General features: G+C 68.0%; 15 protein-coding genes and 2 pseudogenes. 7 read left to right on the forward strand and 10 right to left on the reverse strand.

Going from position 1 to position 14,566, the window contains the following annotated elements:
- Window positions 1–107: 107 nt before the first annotated feature.
- The 6 genes and pseudogenes from G3O06_RS41625 to pyk form a co-directional block, all read right to left on the reverse strand.
- A pseudogene (locus G3O06_RS41625) lies at window positions 108–776 on the reverse strand (L-threonylcarbamoyladenylate synthase); the annotation flags it as partial.
- Window positions 777–787: 11 nt separating this feature from the next.
- The gene (locus G3O06_RS41630; RefSeq protein WP_205819561.1) at window positions 788–1,984 is read right to left on the reverse strand and encodes a 5-(carboxyamino)imidazole ribonucleotide synthase; all 1,197 of its coding nucleotides are present in this window, start codon (window positions 1,982–1,984) and stop codon (window positions 788–790) included.
- Window positions 1,985–2,065: 81 nt separating this feature from the next.
- A complete protein-coding gene (purE, locus tag G3O06_RS41635) occupies window positions 2,066–2,587 on the reverse strand; it encodes a 5-(carboxyamino)imidazole ribonucleotide mutase (protein WP_006481724.1) in 522 nt (173 codons plus the stop codon).
- Window positions 2,588–2,652: 65 nt separating this feature from the next.
- Complete coding sequence (locus G3O06_RS41640; protein ID WP_174967591.1) at window positions 2,653–3,543, reverse strand: phosphoribosylaminoimidazolesuccinocarboxamide synthase; 891 nt, start codon at window positions 3,541–3,543, stop codon at window positions 2,653–2,655.
- A gap of 230 nt (window positions 3,544–3,773) precedes the next feature.
- Window positions 3,774–4,838, reverse strand: a complete 1,065-nt coding sequence (fba, locus tag G3O06_RS41645) for a class II fructose-bisphosphate aldolase (RefSeq protein WP_174967590.1) — start codon at window positions 4,836–4,838, stop codon at window positions 3,774–3,776.
- Between the two features lie 316 nt (window positions 4,839–5,154).
- Entirely contained in the window at window positions 5,155–6,591 is a 1,437-nt protein-coding gene (pyk, locus tag G3O06_RS41650) for a pyruvate kinase (protein WP_011353067.1), read from the reverse strand.
- On the opposite strand from pyk, the gene G3O06_RS49840 reads away from it, so the two are divergent.
- A complete protein-coding gene (locus G3O06_RS49840; RefSeq protein WP_021164118.1) occupies window positions 6,590–6,718 on the forward strand; it encodes a hypothetical protein in 129 nt (42 codons plus the stop codon). The two genes, pyk and G3O06_RS49840, sit on opposite strands and share 2 nt — an antisense overlap.
- Before the next feature lie 157 nt (window positions 6,719–6,875).
- Here the strand turns inward: G3O06_RS49840 and G3O06_RS41655 are convergent, their stop codons facing one another.
- The 3 genes from G3O06_RS41655 to G3O06_RS41665 all read right to left on the reverse strand — a co-directional run bounded on the left by G3O06_RS41655 (window position 6,876) and on the right by G3O06_RS41665 (window position 9,425).
- Complete coding sequence (locus G3O06_RS41655; RefSeq protein ID WP_174915333.1) at window positions 6,876–8,072, reverse strand: phosphoglycerate kinase; 1,197 nt, start codon at window positions 8,070–8,072, stop codon at window positions 6,876–6,878.
- 277 nt (window positions 8,073–8,349) lie between these two features.
- Complete coding sequence (locus G3O06_RS41660) at window positions 8,350–8,673, reverse strand: AzlD domain-containing protein (protein WP_059523415.1); 324 nt, start codon at window positions 8,671–8,673, stop codon at window positions 8,350–8,352.
- Window positions 8,670–9,425 carry an AzlC family ABC transporter permease gene (locus G3O06_RS41665; protein WP_174915334.1) on the reverse strand — a complete coding sequence of 252 codons (756 nt, stop codon included), beginning with the start codon at window positions 9,423–9,425 and terminating at the stop codon, window positions 8,670–8,672. Before G3O06_RS41665 ends, G3O06_RS41660 begins: the two co-directional genes overlap by 4 nt.
- 193 nt (window positions 9,426–9,618) lie before the next feature.
- Between G3O06_RS41665 and G3O06_RS41670 the strand changes: the two genes are divergently transcribed.
- The 6 genes from G3O06_RS41670 to G3O06_RS41695 all read left to right on the forward strand — a co-directional run bounded on the left by G3O06_RS41670 (window position 9,619) and on the right by G3O06_RS41695 (window position 14,188).
- Complete coding sequence (locus tag G3O06_RS41670; protein ID WP_174915335.1) at window positions 9,619–10,542, forward strand: branched-chain amino acid transaminase; 924 nt, start codon at window positions 9,619–9,621, stop codon at window positions 10,540–10,542.
- 50 nt (window positions 10,543–10,592) lie between these two features.
- Window positions 10,593–10,787 carry a zinc-finger domain-containing protein gene (locus G3O06_RS41675; RefSeq protein WP_006749970.1) on the forward strand — a complete coding sequence of 65 codons (195 nt, stop codon included), beginning with the start codon at window positions 10,593–10,595 and terminating at the stop codon, window positions 10,785–10,787.
- A gap of 149 nt (window positions 10,788–10,936) precedes the next feature.
- Complete coding sequence (gene waaF / locus G3O06_RS41680) at window positions 10,937–11,974, forward strand: lipopolysaccharide heptosyltransferase II (protein ID WP_174915336.1); 1,038 nt, start codon at window positions 10,937–10,939, stop codon at window positions 11,972–11,974.
- A 115-nt stretch (window positions 11,975–12,089) separates the two neighbouring features.
- On the forward strand, window positions 12,090–12,536 hold the full coding sequence (locus G3O06_RS41685; protein WP_205819562.1) for a nuclear transport factor 2 family protein: 447 nt from the start codon (window positions 12,090–12,092) through the stop codon (window positions 12,534–12,536).
- A 34-nt stretch (window positions 12,537–12,570) separates the two neighbouring features.
- Entirely contained in the window at window positions 12,571–13,608 is a 1,038-nt protein-coding gene (locus G3O06_RS41690) for a hydrolase (RefSeq protein ID WP_174967587.1), read from the forward strand.
- Window positions 13,601–14,188: a DUF2946 family protein gene (locus G3O06_RS41695; RefSeq protein WP_205819563.1), complete on the forward strand. Its 588-nt coding sequence runs from the start codon at window positions 13,601–13,603 to the stop codon at window positions 14,186–14,188. Before G3O06_RS41690 ends, G3O06_RS41695 begins: the two co-directional genes overlap by 8 nt.
- A gap of 39 nt (window positions 14,189–14,227) precedes the next feature.
- Here G3O06_RS41695 and G3O06_RS41700 read toward each other — a convergent pair.
- Window positions 14,228–14,566: pseudogene (locus G3O06_RS41700) on the reverse strand (M48 family peptidase); the annotation flags it as partial.

The raw sequence follows: 14,566 nt of genomic DNA on the forward strand, positions 1-14,566 counted from the left end.
TCACACTAGTCCATTCACTCACGTGCGCACGACCGCAGACTATCACACACACAGCGCGCTCTAGCCCGTGCGTCAACACCTTTACACACACCACGCTCTTCCGCTACGGCCTCGCTACGGTCCCGCAGCCGCGGCGCGCGGCCGAGCACGTCGGCAATCTGCTGCGGCGTCACGTGGCCCGGGCGCAGCAGCGCCGGGAAACCGCGCGACAGGTCGAGAATCGTCGATTCGATGCCGACTTCCGATGCGCCGCCGTCAAGCACGTGCACGGTGTCGCCGAATTCGTCGCGCACGTGCTGTGCGGTGGTCGGGCTCACATGGCCGAACCGGTTCGCGGACGGCGCAGCCACGCCGCCATGCCCGCCGCGTCGCGTGCTGAACGCGGCCAGCAGCGCCTGCGCGACCGGATGCGACGGGCAGCGCAGCCCGACCGAATCCTGGCCGCCGCTCACGGCGTCCGGAATGCGCGCATGACGCTTCAGGATCAGCGTCAGCGGGCCCGGCCAGAAGGCATCGATCAACGCCTGCGCGTCGGCCGGCAGATCGTCGGCCCAGTAACCGGGATCGCCGCCCGGCGGCAGATGCACGATCACCGGATGATTCGCGGGCCGCCCCTTCGCCGCGTAGATGCGCGCGACGGCCTCGGGATTCGCCGCGTCACCGCCGAGCCCGTAGACGGTTTCGGTCGGAAATGCGACGAGCTGGCCCGCATCGAGCAGCGCGGCGGCCGCGTCGATCTGCGCGGCCGTCACGGAGTTCGGGAGATCGATGGACATCGGCTGGCGCCTCAGTCGAGCGGCACGCGCAGCAGCTGCGCGCACGCGGTGGCCGCGGCAACGGCTTCGTCGCGCGTCTCGGCCGTGAAGTTCACGTGGCCCATCTTGCGGCCGACGCGTGCGTCTTCCTTGCCGTACAGGTGCAGGTGCGCGGTGGGCATCGCCGCGACCGTGTCCCACGGCGGCGTGACGGCATCGGCCGCCGCACCGCTCGGGAACCACACGTCGCCGAGGATGTTCAGCATCGCGGCCGGCGAATGCTGGCGCGGGTTGCCGAGCGGCATGCGCGTCATCGCGCGTACCTGCTGCTCGAACTGGCTCGTTGCGCACGCATCGACCGTGTAGTGGCCGGAGTTGTGCGGGCGCGGCGCCATCTCGTTCGCGACGAACGAACCGTCTTCCAGCACGAAGAATTCGACGCACAGCACGCCGACGTAGCCGAGCGTATCGGCGATCCGCACGGCTGCCTGCTGCGCCTCTGCGACGCGCGCGGCATCGGCGGCCGGCGCGGGCACGACCGTCAGCGCGAGGATGCCGTTGTGGTGCGCGTTCTGCGCGAGCGGGAACGCGGCCGAGCGGCCGTCCGCGCCGCGCGCGATCAGCGCCGACACTTCGTATTTCAGCGGCAGGCGCTTCTCGAGCACGCACGGCACGCCGTTCAGCGCCGCATGGGCATCGCGCACTTCCTGCGCGGTGCTCACGCGCACCTGGCCCTTGCCGTCGTAGCCGAGGCGCGCGGTCTTCAGGATGCCCGGCAGCACCGCGTCGAGCGCGGCATCGTCGAGCGCGGCGAGCGCCGCCGCCGATTCGATCACGACATGCGGCGCGACGGGCACGCCCGACGCTTCGATGAAGCGCTTCTCCGCGATCCGGTCCTGCGCGACCGCGACGCAGCGGCCGGCCGGCGCGACGAACGTCGTGCGCGCGAGGAAATCGAGGCTCGCGGCCGGCACGTTCTCGAACTCCGTCGACACCGCGTCGCACAGGTCGGCCAGTTCGGCGAGCGCGGCTTCGTCGTCGTAGGTCGCGCGCAGGTGGCGGTCGGCGACCGCGCCGGCGGGGCTCGTCGGATCGGGATCGAGCACGGCGACGCGATAGCCCATCGACTGGGCGGCAAAGCAGAACATGCGGCCGAGCTGGCCACCGCCGACCATGCCCAGCCACGCGCCGGGCAGGATCGGGGAAACGGAATCAGGAGTTGCGGTCATGTCAGTGGTCGGTCGCGGCGGGCGCTGCCCGCCGCAGTGGGGAGGGTCGGGCAGCCGCGACGCGCGGCCGCCGGTGCGCCGTCATTCCAGCGGCGGCAGCACCATCGCGTGCGCGGCTTCGTTCTGGCGCACGCGGAACGCGGCGAGGCGGTTCGCATAGTCGACCGAGTTGCCGGACAGGATCGACACCGCGAACAGCGCGGCATTCGCGGCGCCGGCCTCGCCGATCGCGAACGTCGCGACGGGCACGCCCTTCGGCATCTGCACGATCGAGTGCAGCGAATCGACACCCTTCAGGTACTTGCTCGCGACCGGCACGCCGAGCACCGGCACCGTGGTTTTCGCGGCCAGCATGCCGGGCAGGTGCGCTGCGCCGCCGGCGCCCGCGATGATCGCGCGCAGCCCGCGCTCGCGCGCCTTCTCCGCATAGTCGAACATCTCGTCGGGCATCCGGTGCGCGGACACGACCTTCGCTTCGTACGGCACGCCGAATTCCTGCAGGATGGCGACCGCATGCTTCATCACGTCCCAATCGGAACTCGAACCCATCAGCACGCCGACGAGCGGCGCGCTGTGCGTATGGGCAGTCTGGATTTCACTCATTTGTTCAGTTCCTGTCGACCAGAGTTAGTGCTTCAGCACTTGCTCTGGTCCCATGCAAAGCCCGCTCAGGCGAGCGCCTGGCCCGTGATGCGCTCGAGCGCTTCCTGGTACTTCGCGGCCGTCTTCTCGACGACCTCGGCCGGCAGCGCCGGTGCCGGTGCCGTCTTGCCCCACGGCTGCGCCTCGAGCCAGTCGCGCACGAACTGCTTGTCGAACGACGGCGGGTTCGTGCCGACTTCGTACTGGTCGGCCGGCCAGAAGCGCGACGAATCGGCCGTCAGCACTTCGTCCATCAGGTACAGCTGGCCGTGGTTGTCGAGGCCGAATTCGAACTTCGTGTCGGCGATGATGATGCCGCGCGTCGCCGCGTAGTCGGCCGCTTCCTTGTACAGCTTGATCGAGATGTCGCGGATCGTCGCGGCCAGCTCGGTGCCGATGCGGCGCTCGGTTTCCTCGAACGTGATGTTCTCGTCGTGCTCGCCCATCTCGGCCTTCGCGGCCGGCGTGAAGATCGGCTCGGGCAGCTTCTGCGCGTTCTGCAGGCCTTCCGGCAGCTGCACGCCGCACACGGCGCCCGACGCCTGGTATTCCTTCCAGCCGCTGCCGGCCAGGTAGCCGCGCACGACCGCTTCGATCATGATCGGCTCGAGGCGCTTGACGACCACGCCGCGGCCCTTCACCTGCTCGACCTCGTCGGCCGCGACGACGGCTTCCGGCGCGTCGCCCGTCAGGTGGTTCGGCACGATGTGCGCGAGCTTGTCGAACCAGAAGTTCGCCATCTGGTTCAGCACGCGGCCCTTGTTCGGAATCGGCTCGCCCATCACCACGTCGAAAGCCGACAGGCGATCGGTCGTGACGATCAGGAGCTTGTCGTTGCCGACCGCGTAGTTATCGCGGACCTTGCCGCGACCGAGGAGCGGCAGCGAGCGGAGCGTGGATTCGTAGAGGGTAGACATCGTCTTTTCGCAGATAAGGAGCCAAACAAAAAGGGAAACGCCGTTCCCCGCGGCAGGCGGGAACGGCGGTCTTGCAATACGTCGGCGAACCGGCCGGACGACAGCGCCCGGGCGGTTGCCGGCCGGCCCTCGTTCGGCCGGACGGAACGGCTGCGGGGCCGGATCAACCCGGCCGGACAGCCTTGCCTTTGCCCAATGCGAACATCGGGCGCGGCAATCGTACTACAGTCTCAGCGCACGACCTGTGCGAGCGCGCCGGACTTGTACTGCTCGGCGATCTTGTCGAGCGACACCGGCTTGATCTTGCCGGCCTGGCCTTCGCAGCCGAACGCGAGGTAGCGGTCGACGCAGACCTGCTTCGCCGCTTCGCGCGCGGGCTTCAGGTAGTCGCGCGGATCGAACTTGCCCGGGTTCTCGAACAGGTAGCGGCGGATCGCACCGGTGATCGCCAGACGCAGGTCTGTGTCGATGTTGATCTTGCGCACGCCGTGCTTGATGCCTTCCTGGATTTCCTCGACCGGCACGCCGTAGGTTTCCTTCATGTCGCCGCCGAATTCGCGGATCTCGGCCAGCAGTTCCTGCGGCACCGACGACGAACCGTGCATCACGAGGTGGGTGTTCGGAATGCGCGCGTGGATTTCCTTGATGCGCTGGATCGACAGGATGTCGCCCGTCGGCTTCTTCGAGAACTTGTACGCGCCGTGCGACGTGCCGATCGCGATCGCGAGTGCATCGCACTGCGTGAGCTTCACGAAGTCGGCGGCCTGCTCCGGATCGGTCAGCAGCTGCTCGCGGGTCATCGTGCCTTCCGCACCGTGGCCGTCTTCCTTGTCGCCCTTCATCGTCTCGAGCGAGCCGAGCACGCCGAGTTCGGCCTCGACCGTCACGCCGATCGAGTGCGCCATCTCGACGACCTTGCGCGACACGTCGACGTTGTACTCGTACGACGCGACCGTCTTGCCGTCGGCTTCGAGCGAGCCGTCCATCATCACGCTGGTGAAGCCGCTGCGGATCGCGCCCATGCAGACTGCCGGCGACTGGCCGTGATCCTGGTGCATCACGACCGGGATGTGCGGGTACGACTCGATTGCCGCTTCGATCAGGTGGCGCAGGAACGGCTCGCCCGCGTACTTACGCGCGCCGGCCGACGCCTGCATGATCACGGGCGCGCCAACCTGGTCCGCCGCCGCCATGATCGCCTGGACCTGCTCCAGGTTGTTCACGTTGAAGGCCGGCAGGCCATAACCGTGCTCTGCCGCGTGGTCCAGCAATTGACGCATTGATACGAGAGGCATTGTGGAACTCCTTGGAATGAAAACCGGTGCGCCCTGACGCCGGCGCGGCGCTCGCTCCCGGTCGGACCCGGGGTGGCACGGCGCGGCTGAGCGTCGAATAGCCGCATTTTATCGCGAAGCGCCTCCGATTCCGACCGCCCGGTGGCGCCGACTCGCAATTTGTTACGTTCGCACGGCACAATGCGGGCAAAAAAGAGAAAAAAAGCCGCGCGGGGCTTCGGACCCCACGCGGCTTTCGCGTGAAAAACGGTGCCGGATCAGTTTTCAGCCGACCCGGGCGGGCGGCTCGCAGGCCGGCCCGATGCTCAGCCGGCGCTCAATAGTGCTCGCCGACCCGCACGATCTTCAGCGTGTTGGTGCCGCCCGCCTGCCCCATCGGCTCGCCGACGGTCAGCACGACCATGTCGCCGTGCTGCACATAGCCCTGCTTGACGACGATTTCGAGCGCCGCCTGCAGCGCCGAGTCGCGGTCGCTGTTGAAGTCGACGTGCAGCGGCGTCACGTTGCGGTACAGCGCCATCGTGCGCTCGCTGCCGACGCGCGGCGTCAGCGCGAAGATCGGCACGTGCGTGTAGTGACGCGACATCCACAGCGCGGTCGCGCCCGATTCGGTCAGCGCGATGATCGCCTTCGCACCCAGGTGGTACGCGGTGAACAGCGCGCCCATCGCGATCGACTGGTCGATCCGCGTGAACGTGCGGTCGAGGAAATCCTTGTCCAGCTCGACGTGTTCCGACTTTTCCGCCTCGACGCACACGGCCGCCATCGTCTCGATCGTGACGACCGGGTACTTGCCGGCGGCCGTCTCGGCCGACAGCATCACCGCGTCGGTGCCGTCGAGCACCGCGTTCGCGACGTCCGACACTTCCGCGCGCGTCGGCACCGGCGCGTGGATCATCGATTCCATCATCTGCGTCGCGGTGATCACGAGCTTGTTCGACTCGCGCGCCATCCGGATCATCCGCTTCTGCAGCGCCGGCACGGCCGCGTTGCCCACTTCCACCGCGAGGTCGCCGCGCGCGACCATGATGCCGTCGGACGCGTCGAGGATGCTCTGCAGCGCCGGAATCGCTTCCGCGCGCTCGATCTTCGCGATCATCTTCGGCTTGATGCCGTAAGGCGCGCCCGCGATGTTCGCGAGCTGGCGCGCCATTTCCATGTCGGTCGCGTTCTTCGGGAACGACACCGCCACCAGGTCCGCGCCGAGCGACATCGCGGTGCGGATGTCTTCCATGTCCTTCGCGGTCAGCGCGGGTGCCGACAGGCCGCCGCCCTGGCGGTTGATGCCCTTGTTGTTCGACAGCTCGCCGCCCACCTTGACGATCGTGTGGATCTCGTCGCCGAGCACGCGCTCGACGGTCAGCACGATCAGGCCGTCGTTCAGCAGCAGCAGGTCGCCCGTGCGCAGGTCACGCGGCAGTTCCTTGTAGTCGAGGCCGACGCGCTCGTCGTTGCCGAGTTCGCAGCCCGCATCGAGGATGAAGGCCTGGCCCGGCTCGAGCGTCGTCTTGCCGTTCTCGAACTTGCCGACGCGAATCTTCGGGCCCTGGAGGTCGGCCATGATCGCGATCTCGCGGCCGACCTTGCGGGCGGCCTCGCGCACCATCTCGGCGCGCTGGCGGTGATCGTCGGCCGTGCCGTGCGAAAAATTGAGCCGCACGACGTCGAGGCCCGCCTGCATCATCTGCAGCAGAATCTCCGGCGAACTGGAAGCCGGGCCGATCGTGGCGACTATCTTGGTGGCGCGCTGCATGAAACTCCTCATCTGGATCAAGGTGGATGCGCTGGGTGAAACGCTGCGAGAGCCGGAAGCGGCAGGCCCAGCGGCCGCCGTTCCGGGGGGCGTGCCGGTGCTTGCGCCCGGCATCGCTTTGTTCTGAAATTCGTGGTGCTGCACGGCCGCGTCGCCGGCGGCCGCCGGTGCGCGCGGGGTGGAGTTCGCCCGCGCGGGCGCGCGTTTGCGCTTGCCCGCGCCGGCCGGCTGCTCCGCTTTCGCGGAGCGCGCGGCCTTCATCACCCCTGCGCGCGCCGCCACGCTCAGGCCGCCCGCGTTTCGAGCACTTCCACCGCCGGCAGCTTCTTCCCCTCGAGGAACTCGAGGAAGGCGCCGCCGCCCGTCGAGATGTAGCTGACCTGGTCATGGATGCCGTACTTCGCGATGGCCGCGAGCGTGTCGCCGCCGCCCGCGATCGAGAACGCGGACGATTTGGCGATCGCTTCCGCGAGCGTCTTGGTGCCGTTGCCGAACTGGTCGAACTCGAACACGCCGACCGGGCCGTTCCACACGATCGTGCCGGCCTTCTCGAGCTGGCTTGCGAGCGCCTTGGCCGTATCCGGGCCGATGTCGAGGATCATGTCGTCCGCTTCGATGTCGGCGACCTGCTTCACCGTGGCCACGGCCGTCGGCGAGAATTCCTTGGCCGTCACGACGTCGGTCGGGATCGGCACCGATGCGCCGCGCTCGCGCGCTTCGTCGATGATCGCCTTCGCCTCGTTGACGAGGTCGGCTTCCGCGAGCGACTTGCCGATCGACAGGCCGGCCGCGAGCATGAACGTATTCGCGATGCCGCCGCCGACGATCAGCTGGTCGACCTTGCCGGCCAGCGACTTCAGGATCGTGAGCTTGGTCGACACCTTCGAGCCGGCGACGATCGCCACCAGCGGGCGGGCCGGGTTGCCGAGCGCCTTGCCGAGCGCGTCGAGTTCGGCGGCCAGCAGCGGGCCCGCGCACGCGACCGGCGCGTACTTCGCGATCCCGTGCGTGGTCGCTTCCGCGCGGTGCGCGGTGCCGAACGCGTCGTTCACGTACACGTCGCAGAGCTTCGCCATCTTCTGGGCGAGCTCGTCCGAATTCTTCTTCTCGCCCTTGTTCACGCGGCAGTTCTCGAGCAGCACGACCTGGCCCGGCGCGACGTTCACGCCGTTCTCGACCCAGTTCGAGACGAGCGGCACGTCACGGCCGAGCAGCTCGGCGAGGCGCGTCGCGACCGGCGCGAGCGAATCTTCCGGCTTGAATTCGCCTTCAGTCGGACGGCCGAGGTGCGACGTGACCATCACGGCCGCGCCGGCGTCGAGCGCGGCCTGGATGGCCGGCACGGACGCACGCACGCGCGTGTCCTCGGTGATGTTGCCCTGGTCGTCCTGCGGGACGTTCAGGTCGGCACGAATGAATACCCGCTTGCCGGCGAGCTGGCCGGCGGCGATCAGGTCGGTAAGACGCTTGACTTGGCTCATGTTGAACAAATTGAAGTAGTGGATGGGGAAAGGGGGTCACGCTGGACGTGCGCGGGCTGCCGCGAAAGGGCGCCGGATGCGGCCGTGGCTGGCGGTTCGCATGACGCGCACGGGTAAAAATCTCGAACGGGCATTCTAGCCGATCCACCCGGCAGACTGACCCGGCAGCGGCGAATTCCGCCTATTTGGGATCGCGATCGGGAACGGACACATTGCCGCAACGCAGCAATGCACGCGCGCGAGCGGCCGGCACCCGGCGGGCCTGAACGGCGGGGCATCAGAAGATCAGGCGCAGCGCGGTGAACACGAGCATCCCGACGACGATCGTGCCGAGCATGCTGCGCCGCCACAAAAACCAGCCAAGGCCGGCGAGCGCCGCGTAGAACGGGTGGTTCGACAGCGCGAACGACAGCCCGGCCGGCGTTTCGAGCACGTCGGGCAGCACGACGGCGACCAGTGCCGCCGCCGGCGCGTAGCGCAGCGCGCGCTGCGCGCGTTCGGGCAGCACGGTGCGTTCGCCGCCGATCAGGAACAGCGCGCGCGTGACGGCCGTGACGATCGTCATCCCGATGATGACGATCCAGATTTCCGTCGCGCTCATTCGATCTCCTTCTCGTGCACGGTTTCGGTGCGGATGCGCCGCCAGTCGGCCCGCTCGACGAAGAAATCGGCCGTGCAGCCGGCCGCGAGCGCGGCGAGCACCGCGAGCGGCAGCGCGAGCCGGTACGGCAGGTCGAACGCGACCAGCGACACGACACCGGCAACCGCGACAGCCGCGAGCGTCGAACGGTTCGCGACCGCCGACACCATGATCGGGATCAGCGCGAGCGTGCCGGCCAGTTCCAGCCCCCAGCTCGCGGGGAAGAAGCTCGCGAGCAGGATGCCGGCGAGCGACGACACCTGCCACGACAACCAGCTCGCGAGCGCCATCCCCCAGAAATACGCCTCCTTGCCGGGCACGTGGCCGTACGCGAAGCCCTGTTTCTGGAACAGCAGGTAGATCACGTCGCCGTTGAAGTAGCCGATCGCGAGGCGCCGCCAAAGCGGCAGGTAGGAAAAATGGGGCGCAAGCCCGGCGCTGAAGATCACGAAGCGCGTGTTGACCATCGCGGCCGTGAGCAGGATGGTCCAGATCGGCAGCTTCGCCGCGAGGAGCGGCAGCACCGCGAGCTGCGACGAGCCCGCGTAGACCAGCAGCGACATCGCGCTCGCCTGCCCGAGGGTCATCACCGACTTGCTCATCGCGATGCCGGTGACGAGCCCCCACGAGAAAATCGCCATCAGCGTCGGGGAATAATCGCGCGCGCCCTGGATCAGCGCGAAGCGGTCGGTGGCGGACAATCGAGCGAGCATGGGAAGCGGGCCGCAGCGGGCGGTTCGTCGGGGCGCCGGCGCCTCCTGCCGGTACGACCCGTCGTTATTGGAATCGGTACCGGGCGATTATAGCGCCGGCCCCGCGCCGACCGACCGGATCGCCTTCAAATGACGCTAAAATAAGCGTCTTTCCGGCTCAACGCTGCATACAACCGCATCCCAGGAGAAATCTATGTCAATGGCCGACCGCGACGGCAAGATCTGGATGGACGGCAAGCTGATCGACTGGCGCGACGCCAAGATCCACGTCCTGACCCACACGCTGCACTACGGCATGGGCGTCTTCGAGGGCGTGCGCGCGTACAAGTCGGCCGACGGCAGCACCGCGATCTTCCGCCTGTTCGAGCACACGAAACGTCTGCTGAATTCGGCAAAGATCTTCCAGATGGACGTGCCGTTCGACCGGGAAACGCTCGAAGCCGCGCAGCTCGAAGTCGTGCGCGAGAACAAGCTCGAGTCGTGCTACCTGCGCCCGATCATCTGGGTCGGTTCGGAAAAGCTCGGCGTGTCCGCCAAGGGCAACACGATCCACGTCGCGATCGCCGCATGGCCGTGGGGTGCGTACCTCGGCGAGGAAGGCCTCGCGAAGGGCATCCGCGTGAAGACGTCGTCGTTCACGCGCCACCACGTGAACGTGTCGATGGTCCGTGCAAAGGCGTCGGGCTGGTACGTGAACTCGATCCTGGCGAACCAGGAAGCGACGGCCGACGGCTACGACGAAGCGCTGCTGCTCGACGTCGACGGCTACGTGTCGGAAGGCTCCGGCGAGAACTTCTTCCTCGTGAACAACGGCAAGCTGTACACGCCCGACCTGTCGTCGTGCCTCGACGGCATCACGCGCGATACCGTCATCACGCTCGCGAAGGACGCCGGCATCGAAGTGATCGAGAAGCGCATCACGCGCGACGAGGTCTACACGGCCGACGAAGCGTTCTTCACCGGCACGGCCGCTGAAGTCACGCCGATCCGCGAGCTCGACAACCGCACGATCGGCAGCGGCGCGCGCGGCCCCGTCACGGAAAAGCTCCAGTCGGCGTTTTTCGATATCGTGTCGGGCAAGAACGCGAAGTACGCGCACTGGCTGACGAAGGTCTGAGCGCGCTGCGCCACCGACCGCCCCACAAAAGAGTGATAAGAGAAAGTCTCATGAGTGAAATCAAGGAAATGCCGCTGGTCGAGCTGACGGCCAAGGATCTTCCCGCGTACTGCCCGAACCCGGCCATGGCGCGCTGGAGCGCGCACCCGCGCGTCTTCATCGACGTCTCGCACGGCGAAGCACGTTGCCCGTACTGCGGCACGCGCTACAAGCTGCGTGACGGCGAGGTCGTCAAGGGCCACTGAGCCCCGGCGGCCGGGCCTGCGGCTGATGCAGGCCCGCCGACCCGCAAGGCGGCGCAGCCGGATGGCCGGCGCGCCGCCCTTCTCCAATCTGGCAACCCGAACGCGGCGCCCGAGCGCCGTGCTTCATTACGACATCGGAAGTCGACCTGATGCGTCGAGCGCTGGTTATCGCACCGAACTGGATCGGTGACGCATTGATGGCGCAGCCGCTTTTTGCGCTGCTGAAGAAAAACCATCCCCGCATCGCGATCGATGCCGTCGCGCCCTCGTGGGTCGCGCCCGTGCTCGAACGGATGCCCGAGATCCACGATGTCTACGCGACCGATCTCGCGCACGGCAAGCTGCAGCTGCTGCGCCGCTGGCAGCTCGCGAGCGACCTGCGCGACGTCGGCTACGACGCGGCGTACGTGCTGCCGAATTCGCTGAAATCCGCGGTGATCCCGTGGCTCGCGAACATCCCGCTGCGGATCGGCTATACGGGCGAGCACCGCTACGGGCTGCTCAACGTGCGGCACGCGAACCCGGATAAATCGGGCGAGCGGCCGCCGATGACGACCCACTACGCGGCACTCGCGTACGCGCCGGGCGCGAAGCTGCCCGAGTCGATGAAGACGCTGCCCGCGCCGCGCCTCGACGCCGACCTGAACGAGACGGCGCGCGTGTCCGCGCGTTTCAATCTCGATACGCGCAAGCCGCTCGTCGTGTTCTGCCCCGGCGCCGAATACGGCCCGGCCAAGCGCTGGCCGCCCGAACACTTCGCATCGCTCGCCAACATCGTCCATCAGTCGTTCCCGTACACGCAGATCGTTGCGCTCGGCTCGCAGAAGGATGCGGCGGCCGCGCAGGCGATCGCCGACCACGCGCCGAACGTGCGCAACCTGTGCGGGCAGACGTCGCTGTCGGAGGCCTGCGCGCTGATCGCGCGCGCGAACGCGGTGGTCACCAACGATTCGGGGCTGATGCACGTTGCCGCCGCGCTACGCCGGCCGCTCGTCGCGCTGTACGGATCGACCGATCCGCGCCACACCCCTCCGCTGTCGGACCTGGCGAAGGTACAATGGCTTCATCTCGAATGCAGTCCCTGCTTCGAACGCGAGTGCCCGCTCGGCCACCTGAAGTGCCTGCGCGAACTCGGTCCCGAGCAGGTATTCGGCGATTTGCGCGGCATGCTCGTCGGGCAGCGCTGACCCTGGCCGGCAGCGTCGCACGACGCGCCGGGCAATCCGATTCACCGGTGTACGGCGGCTCCATCCGGGCCGCCGTGCTGAATACGGCGCGCGACGCGCGCGAGAGATAACCCCGATGCCACGTTTTGCCCGCCTCTTCGAAGCCGCCGCCGATACGCTGAACGCCTACTACCAGGCCGTCGCAGATGCCAATCTCGACGCGTTGCTGGGATTGTGGATCGACGAGGATTTCGCCAGCTGCGTATGGGCGGACGGCGAGCATCTGCACGGCCTCGACCAGATCCGCAGCGGGCTCACCAACCGGCTCGCCACGCGCCCCGTGACGATCGAGCCGCTCGACATCCGCGTGTACGACAGCCTCGGCACGGTCGTCTATACGATCGCCGAAGCGCATCAGCAGGCCGACCTGACGGCCGAACCCGACATGGTTTTCGCGACGTACGTGATGATTCACGAACGTGGCGAGTGGCGCATCGCGCATATTCACGCGAGCCCGATTCCCGAACAAGCGGCCGGACAATTCGCCGCGAAGATCCGTCACGGGCAGGGTCCGCTGCACTGACGAAAAGACGAAGCAACGCATACGCGGGGCGATCATGAGTACGGCTTCTCCGCCCACCTCGCCGCTGACCGGGGCTCCGGCCCCCGACGACGACATTCTGCGCTATCGCGCACCACGCTGGCTGCCTAACAGCCATGCGCAAACCATCGTGCCCGCGCTGTTCGCGCGGCGCCCCATCGTCGCCTACCGACGAGAGCGATGGGAAACCCCCGATCACGACTTCATCGATCTCGACTGGGTCGCCCATCTCGACAGCGCGGCGCCGCGGCCCGATGCGCCGCTGTTCGTGCTGTTCCACGGCCTCGAAGGCAGCTCCGGCTCGCACTACGCGCTCGAGATGATGGCCGCCGCGCGCGCGAAGGGCTGGCACGCCGTCGTGCCGCACTTCCGCAGTTGCAGCGGCGAGATCAACCGCCAGCCGCGCTTCTACCATCTCGCCGACAGCGCCGAGGTCGACTGGATCCTGCGCCGGCTCGCTGCGCAGCATCGCGGGCCGCTCGTCGCGGCCGGCGTGTCGCTTGGCGGCAACGTGCTGCTGCGCTGGCTCGGCGAGCATCGCAGCGACACGTCGATCCTGCGGGCAGCCGCCGCGATCTCGACGCCGATCGACGTGCACGCCGGCGGGCGCGCGCTGTCGCAAGGCTTTGCGATGGTCTACACGCGCAGCTTCCTGAAGACGCTCAAGCGCAAGGCGCTTGCCAAGCTCGACCAGTATCCAGGGCTGTTCGACCGCGAAGCGATGCTGCAGGCCGTGACGATGCGCGACTTCGACGAAGTCGTGACCGCGCCGCTGCACGGTTTCGCGGATGCGGACGACTACTGGACGAAGGCGACGACACGGCCGCTGCTGCCCGCGATCGACGTGCCGACGCTGATCCTCAACGCCCGCAACGACCCGTTCCTGCCCGAATCGGCGCTGCCGGGCCCGGCCGACGTATCGCCGGCCGTCGAGCTCGACCAGCCCGCGGCCGGCGGGCACGCGGGATTCATGACCGGGCCGTTCCCCGGCCGCCTCGACTGGCTGTCGGCGCGGGTGTTCGGCTATTGCTCCAAATTCGTCGACCATGGATGACATCGTCAGGCAGGCCCTCGCCAAATGGCCGAACGTGCCGCACTGTACCGGCTGGCTGCTGCTCGACCGGCGCGGCGAATGGCGGCTGCGCGACGACGCGGCCCAGGCGGCCGGCGAGCTCGGCTCGCCGATCCGGCATGCGGCACTGAATGCGTTCATCGGCCGCAACTACGAATGCGATGCGCAGGGCCAGTGGTTCTTCCAGAACGGGCCGCAGCGCGTGTATGTCGAGCTGGCCTATACGCCGTGGGTCGTCCGGCTCGCCGAACCCGACGGCCAGCTCACGCTCACCGACCAGACCGGCACGCCGTTCGAACCGGGCGAAGCCTGGCTCGACGACGCCGGTGGCGTGCTGTTTCGCGCGGCCGGCACGCCGCCACGCATCGCGGCGCTGCACGATCACGATCTCGGGCTGTTCGCCGATCACGCGGATTTCGACGCCGCGCCGCCCGTGCTGCGCTGGCGCGACGGCCGCACGCTGCCGCTCGGCAGCATCGTCTCCACGGACGTGCCCGCGCGGTTCGGCTACGTCGCAAGCCCGGCGCAACAGGCCCGCGACACGGCTGACAGCGGCAACTGACCCGCAGCGGCCTCGCCCGCGTTCGCCGCACGCCGGCCGCTACCCGCGGCCGTTCTTCTCGTCTTCGCGCTCTTCCTTGTAACGCGCCTCGAATTCCAGCAGCCGCGCGCCGATCATCGACTGCTCGTAGAACGACACGTCCTTCGCGTCGCGCGCTTCCTTCAGTTGGCGAATCGCCGACGGCCACGCGCCGTCGAGCGCCAGCTTCTCCGCGAGCGCGCGACGCCGCGCCAGCACGTCACCCTTGCCGTCGCTCGCCTTCGCGAGATAGTCCCACCAGTCTGGCTGCTCGGGGTCGGCCTTCGCCTGCGCGCGTGCCTGCTCCTGCGCTTCGGCGAAACGGCGCGCCGCGATCAGTGTCTGAAGATGCGCGACGAT

Origin of the sequence: Burkholderia sp. Ac-20345 (assembly GCF_017104825.1) — a bacterium.
GTDB classification, from domain to species: Bacteria; Pseudomonadota; Gammaproteobacteria; order Burkholderiales; family Burkholderiaceae; genus Burkholderia; species Burkholderia lata_B.

Coding starts and splice junctions, on each gene's coding strand:
- G3O06_RS41630 (WP_205819561.1), bottom strand. CDS start 1,984: ATGACCGCAACTCCTGATTCCGTTTCCCCGATCCTGCCCGGCGCGTGG.
- purE (WP_006481724.1), bottom strand. CDS start 2,587: ATGAGTGAAATCCAGACTGCCCATACGCACAGCGCGCCGCTCGTCGGC.
- G3O06_RS41640 (WP_174967591.1), bottom strand. CDS start 3,543: ATGTCTACCCTCTACGAATCCACGCTCCGCTCGCTGCCGCTCCTCGGT.
- fba (WP_174967590.1), bottom strand. CDS start 4,838: ATGCCTCTCGTATCAATGCGTCAATTGCTGGACCACGCGGCAGAGCAC.
- G3O06_RS49840 (WP_021164118.1), top strand. CDS start 6,590: ATGAAACTCCTCATCTGGATCAAGGTGGATGCGCTGGGTGAAACGCTG.
- pyk (WP_011353067.1), bottom strand. CDS start 6,591: ATGCAGCGCGCCACCAAGATAGTCGCCACGATCGGCCCGGCTTCCAGT.
- G3O06_RS41655 (WP_174915333.1), bottom strand. CDS start 8,072: ATGAGCCAAGTCAAGCGTCTTACCGACCTGATCGCCGCCGGCCAGCTC.
- G3O06_RS41660 (WP_059523415.1), bottom strand. CDS start 8,673: ATGAGCGCGACGGAAATCTGGATCGTCATCATCGGGATGACGATCGTC.
- G3O06_RS41665 (WP_174915334.1), bottom strand. CDS start 9,425: ATGCTCGCTCGATTGTCCGCCACCGACCGCTTCGCGCTGATCCAGGGC.
- G3O06_RS41670 (WP_174915335.1), top strand. CDS start 9,619: ATGTCAATGGCCGACCGCGACGGCAAGATCTGGATGGACGGCAAGCTG.
- G3O06_RS41675 (WP_006749970.1), top strand. CDS start 10,593: ATGAGTGAAATCAAGGAAATGCCGCTGGTCGAGCTGACGGCCAAGGAT.
- waaF (WP_174915336.1), top strand. CDS start 10,937: ATGCGTCGAGCGCTGGTTATCGCACCGAACTGGATCGGTGACGCATTG.
- G3O06_RS41685 (WP_205819562.1), top strand. CDS start 12,090: ATGCCACGTTTTGCCCGCCTCTTCGAAGCCGCCGCCGATACGCTGAAC.
- G3O06_RS41690 (WP_174967587.1), top strand. CDS start 12,571: ATGAGTACGGCTTCTCCGCCCACCTCGCCGCTGACCGGGGCTCCGGCC.
- G3O06_RS41695 (WP_205819563.1), top strand. CDS start 13,601: ATGGATGACATCGTCAGGCAGGCCCTCGCCAAATGGCCGAACGTGCCG.